Raw genomic sequence first — 17,081 nt, 5'->3', positions numbered from 1 at the left:
CATGGTTGCGAAATTTGATCTGAACGACGATTCCGTGGTCGTCATCATCGGCACTGGCGCAGGCGGCGGGGTTCTGGCGAATGAGTTGGCGCAAAAAGGCGTCAAGGTGGTCGCTTTGGAGGCTGGCGGGCGTTATCTGCCGGAAGATTATCTGAACGACGAATGGGCGAGCTTTGGGCAACTGGCCTGGACCGACACCCGCACCACCAGCGGCGATTGGCGGGTGGCCAAGGATTTCTCGGGGCTTCCGACATGGATCGTGAAGGCGGTCGGCGGCACTACGACGCATTGGGCGGGCGCATCGATCCGGTTTCAGGATCACGAATGGAAGGCGCTGACCACCTATGGCAAGGTCGAGGGCGCGAACCTGCTGGACTGGCCGATTGACGGGGCCGAGATGGCGCCGTGGTATGACAAGGCCGAGGAAAAGCTGGGTGTGACCCGCACCGGCAACCGCCCTGGCCTGCCCGGCAACAACAACTACAAAGTGTTCGAAAAGGGCGCAAAATCGCTGGGCTACACACAGGTGCATACCGGGCGGATGGCGATCCAATCCTCGGATGAAACCGGTAATCGCATTGCCTGCCAGCAGACCGGGTTCTGCTTTCAGGGCTGCAAATGGGGCGCGAAATGGTCGGCTGCCTACACCGACATCCCGGAAGGCGAGGCGACCGGCAACCTTGAGGTGCGTGAGCGCAGCCATGTTGCCAAGATCCTGCATGACGAGACCGGCAAGGTGACGGCGGTGGAATACTTCGACAAGGATGGCACGTTGCAGACCCAGAAGGCGCGGATCATCTGCGTGGCGGGCAACACGATTGAAAGCCCGCGGCTGTTGTTAAACTCGGCATCCGAGATGTTCCCGAACGGGCTGGCGAACTCGTCTGATCAGGTCGGGCGGAATTACATGCGGCACGTCACCGGCTCGGTTTACGGTGTGTTCGACAAGCCGGTGCGGATGTGGCGCGGCACCACCATGGCCGGCATCGTGCAAGACGAGGCGCATCACGACCCGCAGCGCGGCTTTGTCGGCGGGTATGAGTTGGAGACGCTGAGCCTTGGTCTGCCGTTCATGGCGGCCTTCCTTGATCCGGGCGCTTGGGGGCGCGAGTTTACCTCCGGCTTGGACAGCTATGAAAACATGGCGGGGCTGTGGATTGTGGGCGAGGATTTGCCGCAGGCCGACAACCGGGTCACGCTGTCGAAAGAGGCCAAGGATCAGTTTGGCTTGCCCGCACCGAATGTGAATTACTCGGACCACCCGAACGATGTCGCCATGCGCAACCATGCCTATGCGCGCGGCGTGGCGATGTATGAAGCTGTGGGGGCCACCCGTGCCTTCCCGACGCCGCCCTATCCATCGACCCATAACCTTGGCACCAACCGGATGTCGGAAGACCCCAAGCTGGGCGTGGTCAACAAATGGGGCCAGACGCATGACATCGCCAATCTGTTCATCTCGGACGGCAGCCAGTTCACCACTGGCGCGGCAGAGAACCCGACGCTGACGATTGTGGCCTTGGCGATCCGTCAGGCTGATCACATCGCCAAGGAAATGGCGGCGGGCACGATCTGAGGCTGGTCAGAGACGAGACAGCAGCGCGCGGGGGCAACCTCGCGCGTTTGCGTGACCGGGCTGAGGATGTTTCGGGCGAGGCAATGCTTGTCACATGCTTTCCCAGCTGGGATGCGCTTGTGGTTTTCGCGGTGAGAATCAATAAAAAACACAATATATTGTGTTTTTGGGCCCATGCCTTGGTGATTCATGACGCCAACACGGCGTCAGCCGCCGGGCCGGTTTGCGAAAATCAGCGCTTTACGGTCATCCTCTCTGCTTAAATATCCCCGCCGGAGGCTTCTACACTTGCCCCGCGCGCATCGCCACAGACAGATCACCCGCAACCTGCTAGCATTGCCGCAGGGCGCCGATATTTCCTGCCCGAGTCGCGATATTTCAGCACAACCCACGGAGCATATCATGCCCTACACCTCCGCCACGGCCATCGCTTTTGCACAACGCCAGTCGGGTCGCTATGGCGACGGCGAATGCTGGACTTTGGTGGAAGCCGCCATTACCGGGGCAGGGGGCAAATCCTCGATCCCGCAGACGCCGAATTTTGGGCCGAATGTGGCCTATGTCTGGGGCACGGCGGTTAGTGTGGCGGCGCTGCAGCCGGGCGATGTGGTGCAGTATCAGAATTTCTCGTGGACCCAGACCACCCGGATTGACACCAGCAGCCCGGAGGGCACCAGCTTTTCCGAAGACAGCCGCACCGAGGGGCGGGGATTGCCGCATCATTCGGGTCTGGTGGTGCGGGTGATCTCTCCGGGGATGGTCGAGGTGATCGAGCAGAACATCCCGCCCAGGTCTGGCCCGGTGCAAAGCTTTCAGATCGCACTTAGCGCGCCGGCGACCACCACGGAAACGGTGCGCAGCGGCACCACGGTGACGGTGACGACGATCAGCCATACGGTAGCGGGCGTGGTGCGCTGTTACCGCCCGGTTGCGGCCTGAGATCAGCGCACCAGCCGTGCCACGATGCGGCGGGTGATCGGTGCGATCACCAGCACGCAGGGAAACGCCAGCGCCCAGGATGCGGCCCAGTTGCCCATCCATTGCCGAAAGAAATGATCGACCAGACCAAGCGTGCGGAAGGTCGAAAGGCCCGAGACAAAGCAAGACATCAGCCCCGACAGGATCAGGCCGAACAGGATCGGGGCAAAGCGGGCAGGAATCATCACGGTCCTCTGTTGTTTGGGCTGACCCTGTTCATAGGCGCGCGCTTTCTGCACGCCAACCCCGATTCCCCCCTTGATTTCCCCTTGGGGCTGCCGTAACTCCCCCACAGGCCTTAGGAGTTTAGCTCAGTTGGTAGAGCATCGGTCTCCAAAACCGAGGGTCGTGGGTTCGAGTCCCCCAACTCCTGCCAGGTCTGTTTTCCTGATATGTTTCAGTGTCACACAAGCCTGCGATGGCAGTGGAAACTTGGCATCAGGCGCTCCATATTCCACATTGGATTAAAACGGAGTGCGCCATGACCACCTATACCAAATCCGCCGCCCGCATCGCCGCCCTGACGCCTGAGCAGTTCCGTGTGACCCAGCAGAATGGCACCGAGCGTCCGGGTACGGGGGAATATCTGGATAACCATGCGGCGGGGATCTATGTTGATATCGTCTCGGGCGAGCCGTTGTTTGCCTCGGCCGACAAGTTTGACAGCCATTGCGGCTGGCCCAGCTTTACCAAGCCCATTGAGCCTGCGCATGTGGCCGAATTGCGCGACACCACGCTTGGCATGGTGCGGGTCGAGGTGCGCTCGGCGCATGGCGACAGCCATTTGGGGCATGTGTTCCCCGATGGGCCGCGCGACCGTGGCGGGTTGCGCTATTGCATCAACTCGGCCAGCTTGCGCTTTGTGCCGCGCGATCAGATGCAGGCCGAAGGCTATGGGGACTATCTCGATCAAGTGGAGGATGTGAAATGACCCGTGAAACCGCAATTCTGGCTGGCGGCTGTTTCTGGGGGATGCAGGATCTGATCCGCAAGCGCCCCGGTGTGATCGCGTCGCGCGTGGGCTATTCGGGCGGCGATGTGGACAACGCCACCTACCGCAACCATGGCAGCCATGCCGAGGCGATCGAGATCACCTTTGACCCCGCCGTGATCAGCTATCGTGAGTTGCTGGAGTTTTTCTTCCAGATCCACGACCCCAGCACGCCGAACCGGCAGGGCAATGACCGTGGGCCGTCTTACCGTTCGGCGATCTATTATCTGTCGGAAGATCAGCGGCAGGTGGCACTGGATACGATTGCCGATGTCGATGCCTCGGCGCTGTGGCCGGGCAAGGTGGTGACGGAACTCGCCCCCGCCGGGCCGTTCTGGCAGGCCGAGCCCGAGCATCAGGATTATCTGGAGCGGTTGCCTACGGGCTATACCTGCCATTTCATCCGCCCGAACTGGCGGCTGCCGCGCAGGGCCGCTGAGTAACACTTGGCGGCGGAGTGGCGGCCCGCAAGGCTTGCCGCTTGAAATCCCGGCGTGATGCGCGTATCTCGCCGGGAACCTCTTAGAAAGCGCGGAATCCGAAAATGGCAACGATCAATCCCGTCCAGTTCATGCAGCAGGTCCGCGCCGAAGTGGCCAAGGTCGCATGGCCGTCGCGTCGCGAAGTGGTGCTGACCACGGTGATGGTGTTCATCATGGCCGCGCTGACCGCGACCTTCTTCAGCCTGGTGGATTACGTGATCCGGCTGGGTCTGACGATGATCGTCACCGGGTTCTGAAGCTGAACCGTCAAGTCCAGTTGTTGCGCCAAATCTGGCCGATGATGGCCGAATTTCCTTGAAATCAGCGGTCTGGGGCGGTATCCCGCCCCAATCCAAAGGACAAAGGCGCGCAGCGATTCGGGTTGCGCGCTGTTTTTTGTTCGGGGCCTGGAACAGGCGCGGCGGGATAACCGCTTGAAAAGACAAAACATTCGGGCGCATCGGCGGTCGGGCAGACAAGGTGGAAGTGGGCATGGCCAAGCGTTGGTATTCGGTGAGCGTTCTCTCGAACTTCGAGAAGAAAGTTGCCGAGCAGATCAGAACGGCCGTGCTGGAAGCCAATCTTGGTGACGAGATTGACGAAGTGCTGGTGCCGACCGAAGAAGTCATCGAGGTGCGTCGTGGCAAGAAAGTGACGTCAGAGCGTCGCTTCATGCCGGGTTACGTGCTGGTGCGGATGGAAATGTCGAGCCAAGGCTATCACCTGATTTCGTCGATCAACCGCGTCACCGGCTTTCTGGGCCCGCAAGGCAAGCCGATGCCGATGCGCGATGCCGAGGTGAACCAGATCCTCAACCGCGTTGAGGAAGGCATCGAAGCACCGCGCAACCTGATCCGCTTTGAAACCGGCGAAAAGGTGAAAGTCACCGACGGCCCGTTCGAAGGCTTTGACGGTATGGTCGAGGACGTGGATGAGGCGCACAGCCGCCTGAAGGTGTCGGTGTCGATCTTTGGTCGCGCCACCCCGGTGGAATTGGAATTCACTCAGGTGTCGAAAAACCTCTGAGTGCATCTGTGGGAGGGACGCGCCTGCAAAGGTGACAACCCGAACCACTAAACCGCATCGCTCAATTCCGGGTCGATGCAGTGATAAAGGAGAGGCCAGATGGCCAAGAAGATTATCGGCAGCCTGAAGCTGCAAGTGAAAGCGGGCCAAGCCAACCCGTCCCCGCCGGTTGGTCCGGCGCTGGGTCAGCGCGGCCTGAACATCATGGCTTTCGTGAAAGAATTCAACGCGAAGACCGCTGATATCGAGCCGGGTTCGCCCACGCCCGTGATCATCACCTACTATCAGGACAAGTCGTTCAGCCTGGAACTCAAGACCGCTCCGGCGTCTTACCTGCTGAAAAAGGCCGCTGGCCTGCCGCCCGTCGGCAAGCGCAACCGCGCCAAAGGCTCGGTCAAGCCGGGTCACGCTGTTGCTGGTTCGGTGTCGCTGGCACAGATCCGCAAGATCGCAGAAACCAAGATGAAAGACCTGAATGCAAACTCGGTAGAGGCTGCAATGCAGGTGATCATGGGTTCGGCGAAATCCTGCGGCATCGAAGTGAAAGGGTAAGTCATGGCCAAGATTGGTAAACGGACTGCCGTTGCGCAGAAGGCTTTCGAAGGCAAGAACCTGATCACCGTGGAAGACGCAGTGGCGCTGATCAAATCGGCAGCTTCGGCGAAATTCGACGAAACCCTGGAAATCGCGATGAACCTGGGCGTTGACCCGCGTCACGCTGACCAGATGGTGCGCGGTGTGGTGTCGCTGCCGAACGGCACCGGCAAAACCGTGCGCGTGGCTGTGTTCGCCCGTGGTGCCAAGGCTGATGAAGCCAAGGCCGCTGGTGCGGACATCGTTGGCGCAGAAGACCTGATGGAAACCATCCAGCAAGGCAAGATCGAGTTCGACCGTTGCATCGCAACGCCGGACATGATGCCGCTGGTCGGCCGTCTGGGCAAAATCCTCGGCCCGCGCAACCTGATGCCGAACCCGAAAGTGGGCACCGTGACGATGGACGTGAAAACGGCCGTTGAAGCAGCCAAGGGCGGCGAAGTGCAGTTCAAAGTCGAAAAAGCTGGCGTGATCCACGCTGGTATCGGCAAGATCAGCTTCTCGGATGACAAACTGGCCGAAAACGTCCGCGCTTTCGTGGATGCAGTTTCGCGCGCACGTCCGGCTGGCGCCAAGGGCACCTATCTGAAGAAAGTCTCGCTGGCTTCGACGATGGGTCCGGGCGTGGCTTTGGATCTGGCTTCGGCTTCGGCCAAGTAAGCGATTTGGGTGCGTGAGATCACGCACCCTACCGAAATTCCCAACCCCTCGGGGAAGGGATGGTGGGGCAAAGGGGAAACCCGATGGCCCATCCTGTCCGAGACGGCCGGTGGTGCGCAAACGCCTTAATCTCCGGCCTGAGATGGGGAACGAGATGATGTCGCCTTCGGGGGATTTTGGCTCGGGAACCAATGCGGACCCGATGCTCGTCATAAGACGGGCTTAATTGAGCCGGGGGGAAACCCCCAACCTTGGAGTGAAACTGTGGATAGAGCCCAGAAAGAGAAAGTGGTCGATGAACTCGGCCAAATCTTCGCAAGCTCTGGCGTTGTAGTGGTTGCCCACTACGCGGGTATGACGGTTGCACAGATGCAGGACCTGCGCGCGAAAATGCGCGAAGTTGGTGGGTCCGTACGCGTTGCCAAGAACACGCTCGCCAAGATCGCCCTTGGTGGCAAGCCCTCTGAAAAGATGGGCGCGCTGCTGTCGGGCATGACCATGTTGTCCTTCTCGGAAGACCCGGTGGCTGCGGCCAAGGTCTGCGAGGCATATGCCAAGACGAACGACAAGTTCGTCATCATTGGCGGTGCAATGGGTGACACGGTTCTGGACCAAGCTGGCGTCAAAGCCGTTGCTTCCATGCCGTCGCGCGAAGAGCTTATCGCTCAGATCGTGTCGATGATTGGCGCACCGGGTTCGGCGATTGCTGGGGCCATTGGCGCGCCTGCTTCGAACATCGCGAGCATCCTGTCGACCATCGAAGAAAAAGCAGCCGCTTGATCTTCGCCTCGCGTGGGGTTGAACCCTCACCTCGTTGGAACCATCTTAACTGAACGGAACATGAAATGTCTGATCTGAACAAATTGGCCGAGCAAATCGTTGGCCTGACCCTCTTGCAAGCGCAAGAACTGAAAACCATCCTGAAAGACACCTACGGCATCGAGCCGGCTGCTGGTGGCGCTGTCATGATGGCTGCTGGCCCGGCTGCTGCTGCAGCTCCGGCTGAAGAGCAAACCGAGTTTGACGTTGTTCTGACCGATGCCGGCCCGAACAAAATCAACGTCATCAAAGAAGTCCGCACCATCACCGGTCTGGGCCTGAAAGAAGCCAAAGACCTCGTTGAGGCTGGCGGCAAAGTCAAAGAAGCAGTTGGCAAAGCCGACGCTGAAGGCTTCAAGAAAACCCTGGAAGCCGCTGGCGCCAAGGTTGAACTGAAGTAATTTGCGCCGGGGTTCGCCTCGGATGTAAGTAGATAGCTGGGTCGGGGTTATCCCCGGCCCAGCTTATCGCGTCTCGGACTGTGCTTTTGCGAAAGCCCAATCCAAGGTGCGGTTGCGGTTCGGGAGCCACCCTAAGGGACGGGTGGCATGAATAGAACCAAGATCCCCTCTCGCCAATCGGCAGCCTTCCGTGGCCCGACGGAAAGCCTGCCGGCGAAATGAAAGGTTACGACGCAGATGGCGCAAGCTTACGTTGGCCAGAAACGAATCCGCCGTTATTTCGGCAAGATCCGTGAAGTTCTGGAAATGCCGAACCTAATCGAGGTTCAAAAATCTTCCTATGATCTGTTCCTGCGCTCTGGCGACAGTGACAAGCCGCTGGACGGCGAAGGCATCCAGGGCACGTTCCAATCGGTGTTCCCGATCAAGGACTTCAACGAAACCGCCGTGCTTGAATTCGTCAAGTACGAGCTGGAAAAGCCGAAATACGACGTGGACGAGTGCCAGTCGCGCGACATGACCTATGCGGCACCGTTGAAGGTGACGCTGCGTCTGATCGTGTTTGATGTCGACGAAACCACCGGGGCCCGGTCGGTCAAGGACATCAAGGAACAAGACGTCTACATGGGCGACATGCCCCTGATGACCTCGAACGGCACCTTCGTGGTGAACGGCACCGAGCGCGTGATCGTGTCGCAGATGCACCGCTCTCCGGGCGTGTTCTTCGACCACGACAAGGGCAAGACGCACTCCAGCGGCAAGCTGCTGTTTGCCTGCCGGATCATCCCGTATCGCGGCTCGTGGCTGGATTTCGAATTCGACGCCAAGGATATCGTGTTTGCCCGCATCGACCGTCGCCGCAAACTGCCGGTGACGACGCTGCTTTATGCGTTGGGCATGGATCAGGAAGGCATCATGGATGCCTATTACCAGACCGTGATGTTCAAGTATCAGAAGAACAAGGGCTGGGTCACGAAGTTCTTCCCGGACCGCATCCGCGGCACCCGTCCGACCTATGACATCGTCGACGCCGCCACTGGCGACGTGATCTGCAAGGCGGGCGAGAAAATGACGCCGCGCATGGCGAATGATCTGGTCAAGGCTGGCAAGGTTACCGACCTGCTGGTGCCCTATGATCACATCATCGGCCGCTATGTGTCGAAAGACATCATCAACGAAGAAACCGGCGAGATCTGGGTCGAAGCTGGCGACGAACTGACGATGGAATACGACCGCGACGGCGAGCCTAAGGGTGGCACGCTGAAGCTGTTGCTCGATCAAGGCATCACCGAGATTCCGGTGCTGGACATCGACAACGTCAACGTCGGCCCCTACATGCGCAACACCATGGCGGCAGACAAGAACATGGGCCGCGATACCGCACTCATGGACATCTACCGCGTGATGCGTCCGGGCGAGCCGCCGACTGTTGAGGCTGCAAGCCAACTGTTCGACACGCTGTTCTTCGATAGCGAGCGTTATGATCTCTCGGCTGTTGGCCGGGTCAAGATGAACATGCGTCTCGATCTGGGCAAGCCGGACACCCAGCGCACGCTGGACCGCGATGATATCGTGGCCTGCATCAAGGCGCTGACCGAACTGCGCGACGGCAAGGGCGAAATCGACGATATCGACCACCTCGGCAACCGCCGGGTGCGTTCGGTTGGTGAATTGATGGAGAACCAGTACCGCGTTGGTCTGCTGCGCATGGAGCGCGCGATCAAAGAGCGTATGTCGTCGGTCGAAATCGACACGATCATGCCGCAAGACCTGATCAACGCCAAACCGGCTGCGGCGGCGGTGCGTGAATTCTTCGGCAGCAGCCAGTTGTCGCAGTTCATGGACCAAACCAACCCGCTGTCGGAAGTCACCCACAAGCGCCGTCTGTCGGCACTGGGGCCAGGCGGTTTGACCCGCGAACGCGCAGGCTTTGAAGTGCGCGACGTTCACCCGACCCACTACGGCCGGATGTGCCCGATTGAAACGCCGGAAGGTCAGAACATCGGTCTGATCAACTCGCTGGCCACCTTCGCCCGCGTGAACAAGTATGGCTTCATCGAGACTCCGTATCGCAAGGTTGTCGACAACAAGGTGACGGATGACGTTGTCTATATGTCGGCGACCGAAGAGATGCGTCACACGGTCGCTCAGGCCAACGCGGCACAGGATGCGGAAGGCCGCTTTACCGACGATCTGATTTCGTCGCGCAAAGCCGGTGACTTCATGTTGAACCCGCCGGAAGCCATCGACCTGATCGACGTGTCGCCGAAGCAGTTGGTTTCGGTTGCGGCATCGTTGATCCCGTTCCTTGAGAATGACGACGCCAACCGCGCCTTGATGGGCTCGAACATGCAACGTCAGGCGGTTCCGCTGCTGCAAGCCGATGCGCCGTTCGTGGGCACCGGGATTGAAGCGGTTGTGGCGCGCGACAGTGGTGCTGCCATCATGGCCCGCCGCTCGGGCGTGATTGATCAGGTGGACGCAACCCGTATCGTTGTGCGCGCCACTGAGATGCTGGAACCGGGCGAGCCGGGCGTGGACATCTACCGTCTGCGCAAGTTCAAACGCTCGAACCAGTCGTCCTGCATCAACCAGCGTCCGCTGGTGAAGGTGGGCGACACTGTTCTGCGCGGCGAAGTCGTGGCCGACGGCCCCTGCACCGACTTGGGCGAACTGGCCTTGGGCCGGAACGTCGTCGTGGCCTTCATGCCGTGGAATGGCTACAACTACGAAGACTCGATCCTGATTTCGGAACGCATTCTGAAAGACGACGTGTTCACCTCGATCCACATCGAAGAATACGAAGTCGCAGCCCGCGATACGAAACTGGGGCCAGAGGAAATCACCCGCGATATCCCGAACGTCGGCGAGGAAGCCCTGCGCAACCTTGACGAAGCGGGCATCGTGTATATCGGCGCTGACGTGCTGCCGGGTGACATTCTGGTCGGCAAGATCACCCCCAAAGGTGAATCGCCGATGACCCCGGAAGAAAAGCTGCTGCGCGCCATCTTCGGCGAAAAAGCGTCTGACGTGCGCGATACCTCGCTGCGCCTGCCGCCGGGTGCGTTTGGCACGATCGTGGAAGTGCGCGTGTTCAACCGTCACGGTGTCGACAAAGACGAACGTGCTTTGCAGATCGAGCGTGAAGAAGTTGAACGTCTGGCGCGTGACCGCGACGACGAATTGGCGATCCTTGAGCGTAACATCTACTCGCGCCTGAAAACCCTGATCACCGGCAAAGTTGCGGTGAAAGGGCCGAAAGGCATCAAGGCTGGCTCGACCATTGACGCTGAATTGTTGGGCACGCTGTCCAAGGGTCAGTGGTGGCAGTTGGCGCTGGAAGGCGAGTCTGACGCGAAAGACGTGGAAGCCCTGCACGACCAGTTCGAAGCGCAGAAGCGTGCATTGGACAACCGTTTCGACGACAAGGTTGAAAAGGTCCGTCGCGGCGACGATTTGCCTCCGGGCGTGATGAAGATGGTCAAAGTGTTCGTGGCGGTGAAGCGCAAGCTGCAACCGGGCGACAAGATGGCTGGTCGTCACGGCAACAAAGGCGTGGTTTCCAAGGTTGTTCCGGTGGAAGACATGCCGTTCCTGGCTGATGGCACTGCAGTTGACCTCGTTCTGAACCCGCTCGGCGTGCCGTCGCGGATGAACGTTGGCCAGATCCTTGAGACGCATATGGGCTGGGCCGCGCGTGGCCTTGGCATCCGCATCGACGATGCTTTGAAAGAGTATCGCCGCTCGGGTGACATGACCCCGGTGCGTGACGCTGTGCGCTACGCTTATGGTGACGAAACCTACGAGTCCGAATTTGCTGACCGGTCCGAGGCCGATTTCCTCGAACTGGCGGGCAACGTGACCAAAGGTGTGCCGATTGCATCGCCGGTGTTCGACGGTGCGAAAGAGTCTGACGTGAACGACGCGCTGACCCGCGCGGGCTTTGATACGTCGGGCCAGTCGGTGGTGTTCGATGGCCGTTCGGGCGAGCAATTCGCGCGGAAAGTCACCGTGGGCGTCAAGTACATGCTGAAACTTCACCACTTGGTGGATGACAAGCTGCACGCACGCTCGACCGGGCCTTACAGCCTTGTCACGCAGCAACCTCTGGGCGGTAAAGCCCAGTTCGGTGGCCAGCGTCTGGGTGAGATGGAGGTCTGGGCACTGGAGGCTTACGGCGCCGCTTACACCTTGCAGGAAATGCTGACGGTGAAATCGGATGACGTTGCAGGCCGCACCAAGGTCTACGAGTCGATCGTCAAGGGCGAGGACAACTTCGAGGCTGGCGTGCCGGAATCGTTCAACGTTCTCGTCAAAGAGGTCCGCGGTTTGGGCCTCAACATGGAACTCCTGGATGCGGAGGAAGAGTGAGGGTTTTCGGGGGGTGCGTGAAATCACGCACCCTACCGCGACCCGTAGGGTGTGTGCTTGCACGCACCCCACTTTCCCCCGCCGCCCCCAATTCATAGGATTGAAATGAACCAGGAACTCTCGACCAACCCGTTCAACCCGGTTGCGCCCGTCAAGACGTTTGACGAGATCAAGATCAGCTTGGCCTCGCCGGAACGTATTCTGTCGTGGTCTTTCGGTGAGATCAAAAAGCCCGAAACCATCAACTATCGCACGTTCAAGCCCGAGCGTGACGGCCTGTTCTGCGCGCGTATCTTTGGCCCGATCAAGGATTACGAATGCCTCTGCGGCAAATACAAGCGCATGAAATATCGCGGCGTTGTCTGCGAAAAATGCGGTGTTGAAGTCACGCTGCAAAAGGTCCGCCGTGAGCGGATGGGCCATATCGAACTGGCCTCGCCGGTTGCACACATCTGGTTCCTGAAATCGCTGCCAAGCCGCATCGGCCTGATGCTGGACATGACGCTGCGGGATCTGGAACGCGTTCTGTATTTCGAAAACTATGTGGTGATCGAGCCGGGTCTGACCGACCTGACCTATCAGCAGCAGTTGACCGAAGAAGAATACCTCGACGCGCAAGACCAATATGGCGCTGACGCTTTCACCGCCAACATCGGCGCTGAAGCCATCCGCGAAATGCTGGCCGCGATTGATCTGGAAACCACGGCTGAACAACTCCGCGCTGACCTCAAAGAGGCCACCGGCGAGTTGAAGCCGAAGAAGATCATCAAGCGTCTGAAGATCGTGGAAAGCTTCCTCGAATCCGGCAACCGCCCGGAGTGGATGGTGCTGACCGTGCTTCCGGTCATTCCGCCGGAACTGCGTCCGCTGGTGCCGCTGGATGGTGGCCGCTTCGCGACCTCTGACCTGAACGACCTGTATCGTCGCGTCATCAACCGCAACAACCGTCTGAAGCGTCTGATCGAACTGCGTGCGCCCGATATCATCGTGCGCAACGAAAAGCGTATGCTTCAGGAAGCTGTGGACGCGCTGTTCGACAACGGCCGTCGTGGCCGTGTCATCACCGGCACCAACAAGCGCCCGCTGAAATCGCTGTCCGACATGCTGAAAGGCAAACAGGGCCGCTTCCGTCAGAACTTGCTGGGCAAGCGCGTCGACTTCTCGGGTCGTTCGGTTATCGTGACCGGGCCGGAGTTGAAGCTGCATCAGTGCGGTCTGCCGAAGAAGATGGCTTTGGAGTTGTTCAAGCCGTTCATCTATTCGCGTCTGGAGGCCAAAGGGCTTTCTTCGACCGTGAAGCAGGCGAAAAAGCTGGTCGAAAAAGAGCGTCCCGAGGTTTGGGATATCCTAGATGAAGTGATCCGCGAACACCCGGTTCTGCTGAACCGCGCGCCGACGCTGCACCGTCTGGGGATTCAGGCGTTTGAACCGATCCTGATCGAAGGTAAGGCTATTCAGCTGCACCCGCTGGTCTGCTCGGCCTTCAACGCTGACTTCGACGGCGACCAGATGGCTGTTCACGTGCCGCTGTCGCTGGAAGCCCAGTTGGAAGCCCGCGTGTTGATGATGTCGACCAACAACGTGCTGTCGCCTGCCAACGGCGCGCCGATCATCGTGCCGTCGCAGGATATGGTGCTTGGTCTGTATTACACCACCATGAACCGCAAGGGCATGGTTGGCGAAGGCATGATCTTCACCGACATCGACGAAGTCGAACATGCGCTGGCCGCAGGTTCGGTGCATCTGCACGCCAGCATCCAGGGCCGTCTGCGCCAAGTGGATGAGCACGGCAATATCGTCTGGAAGCGGTATGAAACCACCCCCGGCCGTCTGCGCTTGGGCAACCTTCTGCCGCTGAACGCGAAAGCGCCGTTCGATCTGGTGAACCGTCTGCTGCGCAAGAAAGACGTGCAAACCGTCATCGACACCGTCTACCGCTACTGCGGCCAGAAAGAGTCGGTGATCTTCTGCGATCAGATCATGGGTCTGGGCTTCCGTGAGGCGTTCAAGGCTGGCATTTCGTTCGGTAAAGACGACATGCTGATCCCCGACACCAAATGGCCGATCGTCAACGAAGTGCGCGATCAGGTGAAAGAGTTCGAACAGCAGTATATGGACGGCCTGATCACGCAGGGCGAGAAGTATAACAAGGTGGTCGACGCCTGGTCGAAATGCTCGGACAAAGTCGCGGGCGAGATGATGGCAGAGATTTCCGCCGTGCGTTATGACGACGCGGGCGCGGAAAAAGAGCCGAACTCGGTCTATATGATGTCGCACTCGGGTGCTCGGGGTTCGCCGGCGCAGATGAAGCAGTTGGGCGGTATGCGTGGTCTGATGGCCAAGCCGTCGGGCGAGATCATCGAAACGCCGATCATCTCGAACTTCAAAGAGGGTCTGACGGTTCTCGAATACTTCAACTCGACCCACGGCGCCCGGAAGGGCCTCGCGGATACCGCGTTGAAGACCGCGAACTCGGGCTATCTGACGCGCCGTCTGGTGGACGTGGCGCAGGACTGCATTGTGCGCGTGCATGATTGCGGCACCGACCGCGGCATCACCGCCGACGTGGCTGTGAACGATGGTGAAGTCGTGCAAAGCTTGGCCGAGCGCGTGCTGGGCCGTGTCGCTGCTGATGACATCGTCGTGCCGCTGACCGGTGAAGTGCTGGTGGCGCGTGGCGAGTTGATCGACGAGCGTCGTGCTGATGCGATCCACAACGCTGGCGTGGCTTCGGCCCGCATCCGTTCGCCGCTGACCTGTGACGCCGAAGAAGGCGTTTGCGCGATGTGCTACGGTCGTGACCTTGCACGCGGCACCTTGGTGAACCAGGGCGAAGCTGTCGGCATCATCGCCGCACAGTCGATTGGCGAACCGGGCACGCAGCTGACGATGCGGACCTTCCACATCGGCGGCATTGCACAGGGTGGCCAACAGTCGTTCCTCGAAGCCAGCCAAGAGGGCAAGATCGAGTTCCGCAACGCCAACCTGCTGTCGAACGTCAATGGCGAGCAGATCGTGATCGGCCGCAACATGTCGATCGCGATTGTGGACGAAGCGGGCCAAGACCGCGCCGTGCACAAGCTGACCTATGGCGCGAAACTGCACGCCAAAGACGGCGCGATGGTCAAGCGTGGCACCAAGCTGTTCGAATGGGACCCCTACACTCTGCCGATCATCGCCGAAAAGGCGGGGGTTGCACGGTTCAAGGATCTGATCGCGGGCATCTCGGTGCGCGAAGATACCGACGAAGCCACCGGTATGACGCAGAAGATCGTGTCCGACTGGCGCTCGGCCCCGAAAGGTGGCGATCTGAAGCCGGAAATCATCGTGATGGACCCGTCCACGGGCGAGCCTGTGCGCAATGATGGCGGCCATCCGATCAGCTATCCGATGTCGGTGGATGCGGTTCTGTCGGTCGAAGACGGCCAGGAACTGGTTCCGGGTGACGTGGTGGCGCGTATTCCGCGCGAAGGTGCCAAGACCAAGGACATCACCGGGGGTCTTCCCCGCGTGGCCGAATTGTTCGAAGCCCGTCGTCCGAAAGACCACGCGATCATCGCCGAGGCCGATGGCTATGTGCGCTTTGGCAAAGACTACAAGAACAAGCGCCGCATCACGGTCGAGCCGGTGGACGAAACCTTGCAGCCGCAGGAATACATGATCCCGAAAGGGAAGCATATTCCGGTGCAGGAAGGCGATTTCGTCCAGAAGGGCGATTACATAATGGACGGCAACCCCGCGCCGCATGACATCCTGCGTATTCTGGGTGTCGAAGCGCTGGCGAACTACATGATCGACGAAGTGCAGGACGTGTATCGCTTGCAGGGTGTGAAGATCAACGACAAGCACATCGAGGTGATCGTTCGCCAGATGCTGCAAAAGTTTGAGATCCTCGACTCGGGCGAGACCACGCTGCTGAAGGGCGAAAACGTCGACAAGCACGAGCTTGACGAGGCCAACGACAAGGCGGCTTTGCACGGTATGCGTCTGGCCACGGCAGAACCGATCCTTCTGGGGATCACCAAGGCCAGCTTGCAGACCCGCAGCTTCATCTCGGCGGCGTCGTTCCAGGAAACCACGCGGGTTCTCACCGAGGCTTCGGTGCAGGGCAAGCGCGACAAACTGGTCGGCCTGAAAGAGAACGTCATCGTCGGCCGTCTGATCCCGGCAGGCACTGGCGGGGCAACCCGTGTGGTGAAAGCTGTGGCCGCCGACCGCGACACCGTGGTGATCGACGCACGCCGCTCGGAAGCCGAAGTTGCCGCCGCTCTGGCAGCCCCGGCCCCGGTCGCAGCCCCGGCAGGCTTCGCCGAGCCGGTGGACAGCCGCGACGAGTGATCGTCTGACGAAAACAGCAAAGGCCCCTCGGGAAACCGGGGGGCCTTTTGCATTCTGGGCATGCGGATCAGGTCGGGTTGTCCAACACCGTTTTTGCCGCGGGAATATCGTAAGCTTGGGGCAAGCATCTGCAAATACCCCCTTACATACATACGTGAATGTTTGTAAGGGAGGGGGAACTGCAGGGGAACGGGATGCGCCGAAGCAAAGAAGATGCCGAACACACGCGCACTGCGATTCTGGATGCCGCAGAGTTGGTGTTTTGCGATCTGGGCGTTTCGGCGGCGACGCTGGAGGCTATTGCGCGCAAGGCGGGTGTCACCCGTGGCGCGGTGTATTGGCATTTCAAGAACAAGCTGGACCTGCTGCGCGCCCTGCATATCCGCAGCGAACCACCGCAAAAGATGCTGATCCGCAAGGCCGCGCAAGAAGGGCACAGTGATCCGTTGGGTCTGCTAGAGCAAGCGGCCGAAGAGGTGCTGCTCAGCTTTGAGCAGGATGCCCAACAGCAACGGCTGTTCATCATTCTGAATGCGCATATGTCTGATGCCGAGGCGCTGGCTTGGATGCAGGAAGTCAACAACGACATGTTTGAGACATTGTCGGCCCTGATCCGACTTTCTGCCGAGCAGGGCAAACTGCTGACCGATTTCACCCCCGATGAAATCGCGGGGATCCTGATGGCCACGATGAACGGTTTGCTGAGTGAATGGTTGCGCTCGGGCAGGTGTTTTTCGCTGTCTGACCTTGGCAACCGATTTCTGCGCAAGCAAATGGCGCTCTTTCGCGCGCCCGTTACCTGAATTACCCTTAACAATCTTGTCCCGATACCTCCTCAACTGCGA

14 protein-coding genes and 1 tRNA gene are annotated in these 17,081 nt (G+C 59.7%); 14 read left to right on the top strand and 1 reads right to left on the bottom strand.

The window, feature by feature from the left end; translation table 11 throughout:
* Position 1: 1 nt before the first annotated feature.
* Together ACFOGH_RS11505 and ACFOGH_RS11500 are read left to right on the top strand one after the other, a co-directional pair.
* A complete protein-coding gene (locus tag ACFOGH_RS11505) occupies positions 2–1,576 on the top strand; it encodes a GMC family oxidoreductase (RefSeq protein ID WP_380073207.1) in 1,575 nt (524 codons plus the stop codon).
* A gap of 402 nt (positions 1,577–1,978) precedes the next feature.
* Positions 1,979–2,515, top strand: coding sequence for a hypothetical protein (locus tag ACFOGH_RS11500; RefSeq protein WP_380073206.1), 537 nt, complete (start codon positions 1,979–1,981; stop codon positions 2,513–2,515).
* Between the two features lie 2 nt (positions 2,516–2,517).
* Here ACFOGH_RS11500 and ACFOGH_RS11495 read toward each other — a convergent pair whose 3' ends face one another.
* Complete coding sequence (locus ACFOGH_RS11495; RefSeq protein ID WP_380073205.1) at positions 2,518–2,739, bottom strand: DUF2798 domain-containing protein; 222 nt, start codon at positions 2,737–2,739, stop codon at positions 2,518–2,520.
* 115 nt (positions 2,740–2,854) lie between these two features.
* Between ACFOGH_RS11495 and ACFOGH_RS11490 the strand changes: the two genes are divergently transcribed.
* The 12 genes from ACFOGH_RS11490 to ACFOGH_RS11435 all read left to right on the top strand — a co-directional run bounded on the left by ACFOGH_RS11490 (position 2,855) and on the right by ACFOGH_RS11435 (position 17,039).
* Positions 2,855–2,930, top strand: a tRNA-Trp gene (locus ACFOGH_RS11490).
* A gap of 105 nt (positions 2,931–3,035) precedes the next feature.
* Positions 3,036–3,485: a peptide-methionine (R)-S-oxide reductase MsrB gene (gene msrB, locus ACFOGH_RS11485; RefSeq protein WP_380073204.1), complete on the top strand. Its 450-nt coding sequence runs from the start codon at positions 3,036–3,038 to the stop codon at positions 3,483–3,485.
* A complete protein-coding gene (gene msrA, locus ACFOGH_RS11480; RefSeq protein WP_380073203.1) occupies positions 3,482–3,988 on the top strand; it encodes a peptide-methionine (S)-S-oxide reductase MsrA in 507 nt (168 codons plus the stop codon). Before msrB ends, msrA begins: the two co-directional genes overlap by 4 nt.
* Before the next feature lie 101 nt (positions 3,989–4,089).
* On the top strand, positions 4,090–4,284 hold the full coding sequence (secE, locus tag ACFOGH_RS11475; protein ID WP_380073202.1) for a preprotein translocase subunit SecE: 195 nt from the start codon (positions 4,090–4,092) through the stop codon (positions 4,282–4,284).
* A gap of 235 nt (positions 4,285–4,519) precedes the next feature.
* Complete coding sequence (gene nusG, locus ACFOGH_RS11470) at positions 4,520–5,053, top strand: transcription termination/antitermination protein NusG (protein WP_380073201.1); 534 nt, start codon at positions 4,520–4,522, stop codon at positions 5,051–5,053.
* 99 nt (positions 5,054–5,152) lie between these two features.
* Positions 5,153–5,605, top strand: coding sequence for a 50S ribosomal protein L11 (gene rplK, locus ACFOGH_RS11465; RefSeq protein ID WP_380073199.1), 453 nt, complete (start codon positions 5,153–5,155; stop codon positions 5,603–5,605).
* A 3-nt stretch (positions 5,606–5,608) separates the two neighbouring features.
* Positions 5,609–6,307: a 50S ribosomal protein L1 gene (gene rplA, locus ACFOGH_RS11460; protein ID WP_380073198.1), complete on the top strand. Its 699-nt coding sequence runs from the start codon at positions 5,609–5,611 to the stop codon at positions 6,305–6,307.
* Positions 6,308–6,571: 264 nt separating this feature from the next.
* Positions 6,572–7,087: a 50S ribosomal protein L10 gene (gene rplJ / locus ACFOGH_RS11455; RefSeq protein WP_380073197.1), complete on the top strand. Its 516-nt coding sequence runs from the start codon at positions 6,572–6,574 to the stop codon at positions 7,085–7,087.
* A 65-nt stretch (positions 7,088–7,152) separates the two neighbouring features.
* Entirely contained in the window at positions 7,153–7,527 is a 375-nt protein-coding gene (gene rplL, locus ACFOGH_RS11450) for a 50S ribosomal protein L7/L12 (RefSeq protein WP_380073196.1), read from the top strand.
* 237 nt (positions 7,528–7,764) lie between these two features.
* The gene (rpoB, locus tag ACFOGH_RS11445; protein ID WP_380073195.1) at positions 7,765–11,898 is read left to right on the top strand and encodes a DNA-directed RNA polymerase subunit beta; all 4,134 of its coding nucleotides are present in this window, start codon (positions 7,765–7,767) and stop codon (positions 11,896–11,898) included.
* A 105-nt stretch (positions 11,899–12,003) separates the two neighbouring features.
* On the top strand, positions 12,004–16,236 hold the full coding sequence (rpoC, locus tag ACFOGH_RS11440; RefSeq protein ID WP_380073194.1) for a DNA-directed RNA polymerase subunit beta': 4,233 nt from the start codon (positions 12,004–12,006) through the stop codon (positions 16,234–16,236).
* Between the two features lie 194 nt (positions 16,237–16,430).
* Positions 16,431–17,039, top strand: coding sequence for a TetR family transcriptional regulator (locus ACFOGH_RS11435; protein WP_380073193.1), 609 nt, complete (start codon positions 16,431–16,433; stop codon positions 17,037–17,039).
* Positions 17,040–17,081: the final 42 nt, after the last annotated feature.

Source organism: Cypionkella sinensis, assembly GCF_042646385.1.
Lineage (GTDB): Bacteria > Pseudomonadota > Alphaproteobacteria > Rhodobacterales > Rhodobacteraceae > Cypionkella > Cypionkella sinensis.
The sequence above is the reverse complement of the archived record's forward strand: the minus strand, read 5'-3'. Positions and strand labels throughout refer to the sequence as shown.